Here is a 12,639-nt window from a genome sequence, read left to right as displayed (position 1 = left end):
TTTAGTTAATCCGCTCTACATGGTGGCAGGCCACCTGCGTATTACCGAGCGGCCGTAATTGGGGTTCTTCCTGCTGGCAACGCGCATCGGCAAACGGGCAACGTTTGTGGAATGCACAGCCAGAAGGGGGATTCAGCGGGCTGGGCAACTCCCCCATGATCTTGATTTTGATCTGCCGATCTTCGGGATGGATGGTCGGGGTGGCTGACAGCAGCGCTTTGGTATAAGGGTGCAGCGGTTGCGCATAAAGCGTGGTTTTGCTGCTGATTTCGACGGCGCGCCCGAGATACATCACCATGACGTCATTGGCGACATGCTCCACCACGGAAAGGTTGTGGGAAATAAACACGTAGGTGGTATTAAATTCCGCCTGCAAATCCATAAACAGATTCAGCACCTGAGCCTGGATCGAAACATCCAGCGCCGAGGTGGGCTCATCCGCAATCACAATTTTCGGGTTAAGTATCATGGCGCGGGCGATGGCGATCCGTTGCCGCTGCCCGCCGGAAAACATATGCGGGTAGCGGTGGTAATGCTCCGGGCGTAACCCGACTTTGCTCATCATCAGCCGCACCCGTTCCTCGCGCTCTTTGGCATTCAGCGAGGTGTTGATCGCCAGCGGATCGCTGAGCTGCGTGCCGATCTTGCTGCGTGGATTCAATGAGGCATAAGGGTTCTGGAACACCATCTGCACTTTGGCGCGCATCGCTTTGCGCTGGGCGGCCGTGGCGCTGGCGATATCCTGGCCATCAAGCACCAGCGAGCCCGAGGTCGGCGATTCAATTAAGGTTAACTGGCGGGCCAGGGTGGATTTCCCGCAGCCGGACTCACCGACCACGGCCAGGGTTTTGCCGGAAGCCAGCGAAAAGCTGACCCCATTGAGCGCTTTTACGGTATGGCCCTTGCTCAAGAAAACCTGGCCGACCTCATAATGGCGAGTGAGATCGGTGGCTTGTAATATCGTTTTCATGGTTGACCTGACGCATTGAGAGGGAAGTAGCACCTGACGGCATAGTCGTCGGTAACGGTGAGTTCTGGGCGCTGGGCGCTGCACTGCTGTTGAACATAAGGGCAGCGCGGGGCCAGTAAACAGCCGATCGGGCGATCAAATTGCCCAGGCACAATCCCCGGCAGGGTAAACAGCCGTTCGGTTCCCTTGCTGTGTTCAGGGATCGACTTCAGCAACGCCTGCGTATACGGGTGGTGTGGACGGCGGAAGATCGCCGGAACGGCGGAGACTTCAGCGATCTGCCCGGCATACATCACTACCGCTTTGTGGGCGATCTCTGCCACCACCGCCAGATCGTGGGTGATCAAGATCAGCGCCATCCCCTGCGTTTTCTGCAGGTTCACCAGCAGCTCCATGATTTGCGCCTGAATGGTGACATCCAGCGCCGTGGTCGGCTCATCGGCGATCAATAACTTCGGCTTACAGGCGATGGCCATGGCGATCGCCACGCGCTGGCTCATTCCCCCCGATAACTGATGGGGGTAGGCCTCTAAACGGCGTGCGGGATCGGGGATCTCCACCAGCGTCATCAGCTCAATGGCGCGATCGCGCAGCGCAGCTCCCTTCAGCCCTTGGTGCAGAGCCAGCACTTCCATAATCTGCCGCCCTACGGTGTAGCTGGGGTTGAGGCATGACATCGGATCCTGAAAAATCATGGCGATGTCTTTGCCGATGATTTTGCGGCGTTCGCGTGCCGACAGGGTTAACATGTCGTGGCCGTCAAACTGCAGGGTGTCTGCGGAAACCCGCCCCTGCTTTTCCAGCAGCCCCATCATTGCCATCATGGTGACCGATTTACCCGATCCCGACTCGCCGACAATACCGACGATCTCACCGTGCTCGACGGTTAAATTCACATTTTCAACCGCGCGAAACGGTTTTTTCCGCGCGCCAAAGGCCACGGAGAGATTACGAATATCCAACAGACTCATGCGTTCACCTTATCCTGCTTGCTTCAGTCGAGGATCCAGTGCGTCACGCAGACCATCACCGATCAGATTGATAGACACTACCGACAACAGAATCGTCAGGCCCGGCATGGTGACAATCCACCAGGCGCGCTCCATATATTCACGCGCCGACGCCAGCATGGTGCCCCATTCCGGGTCCGGTGGCTGAATACCCAGCCCGAGGAAGCCCAGTGCGGCAATTTCCAGGATCGCCGAGGAGAAACTCATGGTCATGTGCACAATCAGCGGTGCCATGCAGTTCGGCAGCACGGTGAAGAACATCAGGCGCAGCGTACCGGCTCCGCCAACCCGGGCGGCCGTGACGTAGTCCCGGTTCAGCTCCATCATCACCGACGCCCGCGTCAGGCGGACATAGCCGGGTAACGACGCAATGGCGATGGCGATCATCGCATTGAGCAGGCCCGGGCCGAGAACCGCCATAATGGCGACCGCCAGCAGCAGGGTGGGCATCGACATCATGATGTCCATCAAGCGCATGACGGCGACGCCGATGAAGCGCGGATAAAATGCCGCCAGCAGCCCCAGCATGGCGCCGGGGATCAGGGCGAAAATCACCGCACAGAACCCGATAAACAGCGACAAACGCCCGCCGTACATCAAACGGGAAAGAATGTCGCGCCCGACCTCGTCAGTCCCCAAGGGGAAGGCGGCACTGCCGTGTTCTTGCCACATCGGCGGCTGCATCAGGTGATCGCGGTATTGCGTGATCGGATCATAAGGCGCCAGCCAAGGGGCAAAAACGGCGGCAATCAGCACGATCGCGATGAAACCCAGCGCGATCGAGGCTCCGCGGTTCGTCGCAAAGCTCTGGCAGAACTCTTTTAATGGCGAGGGATAGCGGTATGAGAGATCGTCCTGATCCATCGCCATGCCGTTATTTAAAATTGCATTAGACATCATCGGCTCCTGTTAAGCGTGGCGAATACGCGGGTTGACTACGCCGTATAAAATATCCACCAGCACGTTGGTGAGAATGACCAACGTGGCAACCAGCAGAATACCGTTCTGCACCACCTGGTAATCGCGGCGGCCAATCGCCTCGATCAGCCACTTGCCAATGCCGGGCCAGGAGAAAATGGTTTCTGTCATCACCGCACCACCCAGAAGAGAACTGACGCTCAGGCCGATAATGGTTAACACCGGGATCAAGGCATTGCGCAGGGCGTGGCCAAAAATGACCCGCAACGGCGATAACCCTTTGGCGTAGGCGGTGCGCACATAATCTTCGCGCAGCACCTCCAGCATTGATGAACGCGTCATGCGCGAGACAATTGCCAGCGGCACGGTAGCCAGGACGATCGCCGGGAGGATCAGGTGCTTGAGCGCGTTAAGGAAAGCCCCTTGATTAGCATCGGGATCCTGATATTGCGCGATCAGCGTATCGATCAGCATAAAACCGCTGTGGGGTTCGATATCAAAATCCAGATCAATGCGGCCTGATACTGGCGTCCAGCCCAACTGCACCGAAAAGAACATGATCAGGATTAAGCTCCACCAGAAAATCGGCATGGAAAAGCCGGTTAATGACAGGCCCATCACGCCATGATCAAAAATCGAACCACGCTTAACGGCGGCTAATACCCCAATCGGGATGCCGACAATAATGGCCAGAATCATTGCCAGCGTGGCTAATTCCAACGTGGCGGGAAACAGCGTCAGAAACTCATGCAGCACCGACTCATTGGAGGTGAGTGACATGCCTAAATCGCCGTGCAGCAGGCTGCTCAGATAATTGAGATACTGCTGCGGCAGGGGCAAATCCAAGCCGAGTTTTTTCAGCATTTCAGCGTGATAAGCGGGATCCAGGCCGCGTTCGCCCATCATGATTTCCACCGGATCGCCTGGGATCAGATGAACCAGCATAAACGTAATCAAGGTGATCCCGATAAAGCTCGGGATCAGCATCAATAGGCGCTTTATAATAAATTTAACCATCGGAGTACCTATTAAGAGTGCGTAGGTGCGGGGAGCATCCTCCCGCGCACCGGGTGAATCTGAACGCGTTACTTGCCACCATCAACGGAGAGTGTCTGGCCCGACACCCAGCCCGCATAAGGGGAGGCAAAGAACAGAACGGCGTGGGCGATATCTTCCGCTTTACCTAAACGGCGCATGGCGATTTGGCTCAAAATCGTCTGCTGTTTAGCTTCGCCAAATTTTTGCCACTGGCGCTCGCTGCTGGGGTTGGAGCGCACAAAGCCGGGGGCAACGCTGTTAACGGTAATACCGAAGGGGCCCAGTTCATGGCCGAGCTGGCGGGTCAGGCCAATCTGCGCCGCCTTCGCGGAAGCATAGGCCTGTATCCCGGTCAGGCTGATGCCTAGCCCGGCTCCGCTGGAGATATTGATAATGCGGCCATAGTTAGCCGCTTTCATCGCCGGGGCGACGGCCTGGGCGAACCAGAAGGTGCTGTCCACGTTAACCTGGAACAGGGCGTGCCACTGCTGCGGGGTAATGGTTTCGAGCGGATGGCCCTCTTGCCCGCGCACCCCGCCGGCACAGTTCACCAGCACGTCCACCTTGCCAACCTCACTGACAAAGGCCTGCACCTGCGCCTGATCGGTGACATCGACGATGCGCGCCTGTGCCAACGGCCCACACTCTTGCTGGGTGATAGCCAGCGTGTCTGCATCCACGTCGCAGATCCACACCTTGCCACCCAGCGCTGCAAAGGCTTTGGCGATTGCGCGGCCAATACCCTGTGCGGCACCGGTGACGATGATCTGCTGTTCAGAAAAATCAAATTTCATCTGTTACTCCTTGCTCCCGTAATGAGCGACTGGCGGCACCAGGGCGGCAACCCGATCGAGGTTGGCCCAGGATAAAGGCGTGCCCTGTTCGATCTGGTGAATACCGCTAATCACCGCTTGCAACAGGGGTGTGGCAATGCCTAAGCGTTCCGCCTCCTGCACAATCACGCCGAGTTGCTGATCCACCTCGGTTTTACGCTTATGAATGGCGAGATCACGCCAAATGCCGCTATGGGTTTTGGCCGAGCGCTGGTTGAATGCCACCATCGCATCCATCGAGGCATGGCTTTGCTCTGTGGTGGCCTGGGCGCTGAAGGCGGGGGGATGAAAACCATTGAAGCCTTCCAGCGGAATGTTGGCCGCAGCGGCCACCGCACACACCTCTTTGCCGATAGCGATCAGGACGTTGCGGTAATCAGGATGCGCCAGCACATCGACAATTGACGCGTTGGTCAGTGCAGTGCCGAACAGCAGCGCGCCATAACCCAACTTGCCCCATAAATAGCTGAAGATATGCTCCGTTTGCAGCGCGTTCGGTTCAAATCGCTGCATCAAATGCAGAATATCGGCCAGGCGAGGGGTTAAAGCGCCTTGCAGTTCACCGATCACCACGGCACCACGCCCGGCGTAATGAATGTGGCCCGGTTCTAAAATGTCGGCACCAAAGTTGATAAAGCAGCCAATGGTGCGTGATTCGCCGACGATGCTGGCAATAATCAGCTCATTCAAACCATTTTGCACCGAGATCACCTCACCATGCTCGGCCAGGTGTGGAGCCAGGCTGCGGCAGGCGGCTTCTGTATGCTGTGCCTTGGTGCAGAGAAAGATGCGCTGGTACTGTTGCGGGCTGGCGTTACCTGCGGCGCTTGGCGACCCAAGCTGCTCCGGTAATACCGCACGGGCAGGGACGACAAACTCCTCGATCGGCCCGCTGATGCGTAAGCCCTGTTGGTTAATGGCCGCCACATGGGCAGGGTTGTTGTCCACCAGCAGCACATCGAGCCCGGCGCGGATCCAATAGGCAGCCAGGGTGCCGCCCATGGCACCTGCACCCCAGACTAAAATCGGTGACGGGTTCATTCCCAAGGCTCCTGCAGAATGGCGCGAGTCTCTTCCACCGCCACTTGCCACATGGCATTTTCCACCTCGGCAGGGCGCTGATACCAGCCACCAAAGTTGCCGTCGCCCAGGTATTCTTTGGCCTGTGCTGCGTTCATCACATGGAAGCGCTGATAATCAATCGGCGCTTTGCGTGCGTCTGGGCAGGGGGCGTCAGCCAATCGCGTCCAGGGTAAATTTTCCATCCAACTGGCGTGGGAAGAGGTGGGATCCACCGAGCGCACGTTGGCCAGGGTATACGGCGCATTCCACCAGTTGTAGAAGCGCACCTTAACGCCTGGATTACTCAGCATCCATTCTGTGGCGGCGCTGGCGGCCGGTTGATTGCCGCCATGGCCGTTCACCAGCACAATGCGTTTGAAACCGGAACGGGCGAGGCTGTCTAAAAGATCGTGGATCACCCGCACATAGGTTTCTACGCGCAAAGAGACCGTGCCGGGAAAAGCGGCGAAATAGGGCGTTACGCCAAAAGGGATCGCCGGATAGACCGGAATACCCAAAGGTTCGGCCGCATCTACCGCCACTTTCTCTGCCAGGATCATATCAACGGCCAGGCTCAAATAAGCATGCTGCTCAACGCTGCCTAATGGCACCACGACGCGATCGTCCTGCTGCAGGTAGGATTCGAGCTGCATCCAGTTCATATCTGCAATTTTCATGATTTCTCCCTCGGTTAGCCGCGTCGTTTACAGTTGATAAAGCGCGGTGAATTTCTGTTCCAGATAATCAAGATAAGGGGTGGCATCCAGCCCTTTACCGGTGGTGCGCTGTAATAGCTCATGGGGTAAATAAGTGCGGCCATGCTGCAGAATGTTTTCTGTCAGCCAGCCTTTCAGTGGCAGGTAGTTCCCCTGTTCTAACGCCGTGGCTAATGACGGCTGCTGTTGCAGGGCGGCGGCCATAAATTGTGAGCCCATGACGTTGCCGAGGGTGTAAGTGGGGAATGAACCGATCATGCCTTTTGACCAGTGGATGTCCTGCAGCACCCCAAGCGTATCGGTAGTGGGCTTAACGCCGAGATAGGCCTGGATTTTTTCAGCCCAAAACGCCGGTAAATCACTGACTTTCAGGCTGCCTTCAATCAGGCCCATTTCGATTTCAACCCGCAGCATCACGTGGAAATCGTAGGTCAGTTCATCGGCTTCGACGCGGATCAGGCTAGGCTCTGAGCGGTTGATCGCCCGGTGGAACTGCTCGACAGACACATCGTCCAGCACGCCGGGGAAGGTGGCCTGTAACTCGGCATAGTGGTTATGCCAAAACGGCAGAGAGCGGCCCACGCGGTTTTCCCACAGGCGCGACTGCGACTCGTGCACCCCGTAGCTGGTGCCAGCGACCGCATACAGCCCGAACAGATCCAGCGTGAGCGCGGTGCCGCTGAGTTCTGGGGCGACATTCTGCTCATAAATGGCATGCCCGGCCTCATGCAGGGTGCCAAACAGCCCGGCATTGAGAAACTGCGGATTAAACCGGGTCGTGATGCGCACGTCTTCGCGGGTGATAGAGATTTCAAAAGGGTGCGTGGTGGTATCTAAACGGCCACGTTGAAAATCATAGCCAATCTTCCCGGCCAGCTTGGTGGACAGCGCCCGCTGCTGATCGACCGGAAAATGACGATGCAGGAAGGTGTTATCAGGCTTAGGTGCGGCGTGAACGCGTTTTACCAACGGCAATAACCGCGCCTGTAGCTGGGCAAACAGGGCCTTTAACGCTGGGACGGTTAAACCTGGCTCATATTCATGGGTCAGGGCCTCATAAGGGTGATTTTCGTAACCCACCACCTCGGCAAACCGGCGTTTTAAAGCCACAATCTTTTCTAAATAGGGTTGGAACAGGCTGAAGTTATTCTGTTCACGCGCTTGGCGCCACGCCACTTCGGCCACGGCCACTAATTGTGCCTGTTCCACCACCAGGCTGGCAGGGACCTTTTTATAGTGGGCAATCGCCTGTTGTAATGCCTGATGAGAACGTTGCTGATGCAGGGTTAAATTCGGTAATGCTGCTTCATCGGCCAACGCGCTGGCTAATTCGGGAGACAGGATCATGCTCTGTGCCAGGCTGCTCAAGGTGGCAATCTGTTGCCCACGCTGAAGGCTGGCACCGTTTGGCATGCCGGTGCTGGCATCCCAATTTAATAAATTAATCACATTGAGCAGATCGCTGAGACGGGCGATCTGCGCCTTTAATGGCGTCGCGGTCATGATACATCCTTATATGCACCCACTCTCATTCCCGCTATTGGCATAACGGGAAGAGTATTGGGGTAATATTGCGGCTGAGGTTATTGCAGATTATTTATTAATATCGGCATCCGCATAGCTATTCAGCGTTAATGGGCTGGCAACAACGCCAGAAACATTTTTACTGGTCGCTAACGCATTCAGCGGGTGGAATAAAGGGATCCACGGCAGGTTTTCCTGGAATATCACCTGGGCCTGCTTATACATTGCAGTACGCTTAGCGACATCCGATTCTGCGCGGGCATCTTTCAGTAATTGATCGAAGGGTTTATCACACCAGCGCGAGAAGTTGCTGCCATCTTCCATGCCAGAACAGGAAAGGTTGTTGGACAGGAAGTTATCCGGATCGCCATTATCAGATGCCCAACCCAATACTACTGAGGTGTGCTCGCCATCACGTGCTCTGCGCAGCAATTCACCCCATTCGATGGTTTTGACATTCACGTTGACCCCGATCTTCTTGAAATCGGCCTGAAGCATCTCTGCGGTTAATTTAGGGTTCGGGTTAGAACCACTGGTGCCCGGGCGCACCCAGATCTCCATGTCGAATCCGTTAGGGTGCCCAGCTTCCGCCAGCAGTTTTTTCGCTTTATCGATATTTAATTCCAGCGGCTTAATATCGCTGTTATAGCTCCACTGTGACGGCGGATAAGGGTTGGTCATAGGAGAAGCCGCATTGGCGGTGACCACCTTAATTAAATTAGGACGATCAACGGCCAGCGCTAATGCCTGGCGGACTAATTTATTATCCAACGGCGGCTTTTGGGTATTCACTTGCAAATAAGAACTGGTGAGCGCATTGCCTTTGATCAAATTCAATTTGTCATTGGCTTCGATGGCTGGCCAATCTTGCGGGCTTGGGTAGAGCATCACATCACACTCACCGGCTTTTAACCGTTGCAGACGCACGGAGGCATCGGGGGCAATGCTAAAAATTAACTGGTCGATCTTCGGCTTGCCACGAAAATAGGTAGGGTTTGCCTCATAACGCACCATCTGATCTTTGCTGTAACGCTTAAACACAAACGGGCCGGTGCCCACTGGCTTCACGTCCATATCGCGCAATTTATTCTCTTTCTCTAATTGCGTGGCATATTCACGAGACAAAATTGAGGTAAAGCCCATCGCCAAATCCGCCAGGAAAGGGGATTCCGGGCGATTTAACTCAATGCGCACGGTATGGTCATCCATGCGCTCAACGGACTTGACCAGCTCCTTGAACCCCATGGCCTGAGCATAAAACCAGCCTTGCGTCGCGGTTTTATACCAAGGGTTACTTGGGTCAATCTGGCGTTGCAGGCTATACACCACGTCGTCGGCATTCATGTTACGCGTCGGCTTGAACCAGGGCATCGTATGAAACTGCACGTCTTTACGCAGATGGAAAGTATAGGTTTTGCCATCTGGGCTGATCTCCCAGCTTTCTGCCAGTGCCGGCCTGAGTTCCGTCGTTCCCGGTTTAAAGTCGACCAGGCGGTTATACAGGGCTTCTGATGAGGCATCTGCTGTGGAGTTAGCATGATACAAGGAGTAGTCGAAGCCGTCTGGGCTGGCTTCGGTACAGACTTTGAGTGTTTTCACCGGATCGGCGGCACTGGCGAGCCCTGCCATCAACAATAAGCTGGCACCGATGCTCAACGTAAATTTTTTTATCATGATAGCCTCCTGGCAAATGAATTAAATTGGCCCACTAAGATGGATATTGGCGCGCAGGGCGGCATTTTGCAGATGCTGCTCCATCGCGGTCCGTGCTAAATGAGGTTCACCCATTTTTATGGCTAAAAAGATCCGCTTGTGCTCCTCGAGGGTGGGTTCCATGTCTGCAAAACTGCCGTGCGGCGGCGTTTTACTCTGCTCATAGGGCTGGCGAATGAGTTTGATAATCTCTTGCAGCAGCCGGTTACCCGCGATCCGAATGATCTGTGCGTGAAAATCCAGATCGCACAGCTTGACCATGAGCAGATCTCCCCGTTTTGCCGCCTGGTACGCCTCATTGATTGAGGTTTCCAGCAGCGTGATATCTTCAGCAACCGCGTTCACTGCCGCATGAGCGGCGGCAAAACTTTCCAGTTGCTGACGCATAGCCAGCACCTCGGCGAGCGAGTAGTTTTCAAACCGCCATTGCTTCGGCTCTGTGGGGGCGCGTGCGGTGACATACACACCTTTCCCAGGCTTGATACTTAACAACCCCCGCGATTCAAGATGGCTGAGTGTTTCACGCAATGAAGCACGGCTGAGCTGGAGCATTTTGGCCAGTTCATGCTGCGAGGGGAGGCGTTGCCCCACCTGCCATTCTCCCATGCTAATCCGCGTTTCAATTTCTTGAGTTGCTTGTTGCACCACAGACATTTTGGTCGCCACGACGAGGTCCTTTTATTGGGCTAACAGGTCAGACAGGTTTGACTTGTTAGCGTTTAGAAAATGCGAGATCCGCTTGTTTTTGTCAATTACTGTCAATATAAAGGATTATTCCCACTCGAGAGATTTTTTCTAGTTTTTATTCAATGTATTAGCGGTGAAACCTATTTACCCTCTTTAGTTAAAAATAGGTTAAATGAAGGCGAGGATGCTTTACCCGCCAGGTAAAACACGATTAAAAACTATAGAAAATGAATATTTCAAGATAGAGGAAAGATTAATCATTGGTCATTTCTCAACAATCCTTGTGTTCCACCCGCAGCTTTTTTATTGCAAATCTGCCGTGGCTGCGTTTTGCTATTGCGACATGCGGGGGCGGGCTAAAGACGGCAAAACCATTATGCTGCTGCAATATGCGCAGATTCACTGGGTAGCGGGATAATTTTTGCTGTCGCTATCGACAGATAATGACTATGGAAAAAAGCATGAAATCAGACATCAGTGGCATCACTACCACAGCGCCACCCTTGATTGATATGACTGAGTTAAGAATGTTAACGGGGCGGGAAACCTTTACCAAAGGTACGCAACTGATGGAGAAAGGCCGTGTCAGCAATCTGTGCATCCGCGGGTCACTAGTGACTGCGGATGTTCGGGGTAGCTACACTTATCAGGTCATGATCGCGCTAAAACCTGAACTGCAATGCAGCTGTACCTGCCCCGCCGCAGATTATATGGATGTCTGCAAACATGCCGTCGCCGTGGCGTTACTGTTGGAAAACCCTGATAGCTTGCCAACGGAAGAAAGCGATGAGCAATTACTGCGCCGTTATTTTGGCCAAAAAAAGACCGATGAACTGATCGAATTATTACTGCAAGCGTTGCGCGGTAATGAAAGTTTAATGAAGGCATGGCTGCTCGATGCCAGATTGACATCCGAATCGATTTCACTGGCACAACTGAAGAAAATGGTCACTAAAGCATTGCCTAGCAGCGAGATCTGGGATTGGCATGAGGTCTATGGCTATTTTTCAGATGCTGAACCCCAGTTGGACAGCATTTGGAATGCGATGGAGAAATTACCCGTCGTAGAACAATGGGCACTGACGGAGCACGTGCTGAAACGGCTGAATAACGTACTACAGCGTATTGATGATTCTGGTGGTCACCGATTTACTATTGAAGGGCAGATTTTAGAAAAAATGCCGGTCATATTCGAAAAGCTCGATTGGCCTGCGGCAAAGAAAGCACAGTGGTTGTTTGAACACTTGGGGCAAACTGAATATGACGTATTCCCAACGGTTGACGAACATTTTGTTCTCAGCGCTGAAGTGCAAGACTGTTTGCTGAAACTCTGTAGTGATGCCGTCGAGGCGATGGCCGCCGAGCTTAAAATGGCCGATCAGCCGTTTGACGTGGTTTACCGAATGCGAAGCTATGCTAGGCCGTTATTGACGGCTGCGCAGCAAAACGGTGATTGGCGTAAAGAGGGGCGTTTGCTGTCGTTGCTTGCCCATTGTTGCCGTGATTACCTTGATCTCAGTAAGTTTTACCTTGAGCATCAGGAAGAGTTGGATGCAGAGGACTGGTTACTGAAAGCGAAAAAAGTTGCGACACCTCACGATCAAATAGCCTGTTGGCACCAAGAGGTACGCGTTAAAATAGCCCTTGGCGAAAACAAGCAGGCATGGAACGCCGCCTGGCGCAGTTTTGAACACCGTCCTAGCTATCGTGAATTCCAGTATTTACTTGCTGTGCATGAGGAACTTGGGCAGCCTGAACCAGAGCTTTTAAATAAAGTCGAGCAGATATTGTGCAGTTCTCCACGTTTAGGGAATGAATTACTGGAGTTTTATACCGAACAAAAGCAGCTTGAAAAAGCTAAAGTCTGTGTCAAAGCCGGGAATGGATCGCGAACGCAAATATTGCAACTGGCCGATCTATTGATTGTTTCAGAACCTGACGAAGCGCTGGTGCTTTATCGACAGGCAGTGAAAGGATTGATCGAAGAAACCCATACATCATCGTATGAACAAGCAATAAAGCTGTTACTGCGCCTTCAGGCGCGGCTCAAAGCAAACCGGCATCCACTGAATGATTTCGGGCACTCCGTGGCTCAGTTAGCCACGGAGTATCGGCGTAAGCGCAACATGCTGGCCCTGTTCAATAAGCATTTTGCCGCTTACCTGTAA

Annotated in this window: 12 protein-coding genes; 2 read left to right on the top strand and 10 right to left on the bottom strand. The window is 54.0% G+C overall.

Translation table 11 applies throughout. The features are described 5' to 3' along the window. Position 1 precedes the first annotated feature (1 nt). The 10 genes from WG891_RS04165 to WG891_RS04120 all read right to left on the bottom strand — a co-directional run bounded on the left by WG891_RS04165 (position 2) and on the right by WG891_RS04120 (position 10,450). Complete coding sequence (locus tag WG891_RS04165; RefSeq protein WP_337263463.1) at positions 2 to 970, bottom strand: peptide ABC transporter ATP-binding protein; 969 nt, start codon at positions 968 to 970, stop codon at positions 2 to 4. Then, complete coding sequence (locus WG891_RS04160) at positions 967 to 1,941, bottom strand: ABC transporter ATP-binding protein (RefSeq protein WP_337263464.1); 975 nt, start codon at positions 1,939 to 1,941, stop codon at positions 967 to 969. Before WG891_RS04160 ends, WG891_RS04165 begins: the two co-directional genes overlap by 4 nt. Positions 1,942 to 1,950: 9 nt before the next feature. Further along, a complete protein-coding gene (locus tag WG891_RS04155; protein ID WP_208611211.1) occupies positions 1,951 to 2,850 on the bottom strand; it encodes an ABC transporter permease subunit in 900 nt (299 codons plus the stop codon). Between the two features lie 39 nt (positions 2,851 to 2,889). Then, a complete protein-coding gene (locus WG891_RS04150; RefSeq protein ID WP_076942862.1) occupies positions 2,890 to 3,915 on the bottom strand; it encodes an ABC transporter permease subunit in 1,026 nt (341 codons plus the stop codon). Between the two features lie 68 nt (positions 3,916 to 3,983). Further along, positions 3,984 to 4,730 carry an SDR family NAD(P)-dependent oxidoreductase gene (locus WG891_RS04145; protein ID WP_337263465.1) on the bottom strand — a complete coding sequence of 249 codons (747 nt, stop codon included), beginning with the start codon at positions 4,728 to 4,730 and terminating at the stop codon, positions 3,984 to 3,986. A gap of 3 nt (positions 4,731 to 4,733) precedes the next feature. Next, positions 4,734 to 5,810 carry a ketopantoate reductase family protein gene (locus tag WG891_RS04140; RefSeq protein ID WP_337263466.1) on the bottom strand — a complete coding sequence of 359 codons (1,077 nt, stop codon included), beginning with the start codon at positions 5,808 to 5,810 and terminating at the stop codon, positions 4,734 to 4,736. After that, positions 5,807 to 6,508 carry a creatininase family protein gene (locus tag WG891_RS04135; RefSeq protein WP_337263467.1) on the bottom strand — a complete coding sequence of 234 codons (702 nt, stop codon included), beginning with the start codon at positions 6,506 to 6,508 and terminating at the stop codon, positions 5,807 to 5,809. The genes WG891_RS04140 and WG891_RS04135 overlap by 4 nt, the downstream gene beginning before the upstream one ends. A gap of 27 nt (positions 6,509 to 6,535) precedes the next feature. Next, the gene (locus tag WG891_RS04130) at positions 6,536 to 8,050 is read right to left on the bottom strand and encodes a carboxypeptidase M32 (protein ID WP_337263468.1); all 1,515 of its coding nucleotides are present in this window, start codon (positions 8,048 to 8,050) and stop codon (positions 6,536 to 6,538) included. A gap of 90 nt (positions 8,051 to 8,140) precedes the next feature. Beyond that, complete coding sequence (locus WG891_RS04125; RefSeq protein WP_337263469.1) at positions 8,141 to 9,745, bottom strand: ABC transporter substrate-binding protein; 1,605 nt, start codon at positions 9,743 to 9,745, stop codon at positions 8,141 to 8,143. A 21-nt stretch (positions 9,746 to 9,766) separates the two neighbouring features. Then, positions 9,767 to 10,450 carry a FadR/GntR family transcriptional regulator gene (locus WG891_RS04120; protein ID WP_337263470.1) on the bottom strand — a complete coding sequence of 228 codons (684 nt, stop codon included), beginning with the start codon at positions 10,448 to 10,450 and terminating at the stop codon, positions 9,767 to 9,769. Positions 10,451 to 10,655: 205 nt separating this feature from the next. On the opposite strand from WG891_RS04120, the gene WG891_RS04115 reads away from it, so the two are divergent. Beyond that, the gene (locus WG891_RS04115) at positions 10,656 to 10,889 is read left to right on the top strand and encodes a hypothetical protein (protein ID WP_337263471.1); all 234 of its coding nucleotides are present in this window, start codon (positions 10,656 to 10,658) and stop codon (positions 10,887 to 10,889) included. 43 nt (positions 10,890 to 10,932) lie between these two features. Then, positions 10,933 to 12,639 (top strand): SWIM zinc finger family protein, encoded by a 1,707-nt coding sequence (locus WG891_RS04110; protein ID WP_337263472.1) that lies wholly within the window; start codon positions 10,933 to 10,935, stop codon positions 12,637 to 12,639.

It is taken from the genome of Serratia sp. MMO-28 (genome assembly GCF_037199905.1).
GTDB lineage: Bacteria > Pseudomonadota > Gammaproteobacteria > Enterobacterales > Enterobacteriaceae > Chania > Chania oryzae.
Note: the sequence above shows the minus strand (reverse complement) of the source record. Positions and strands in the feature narration are given on the sequence as shown.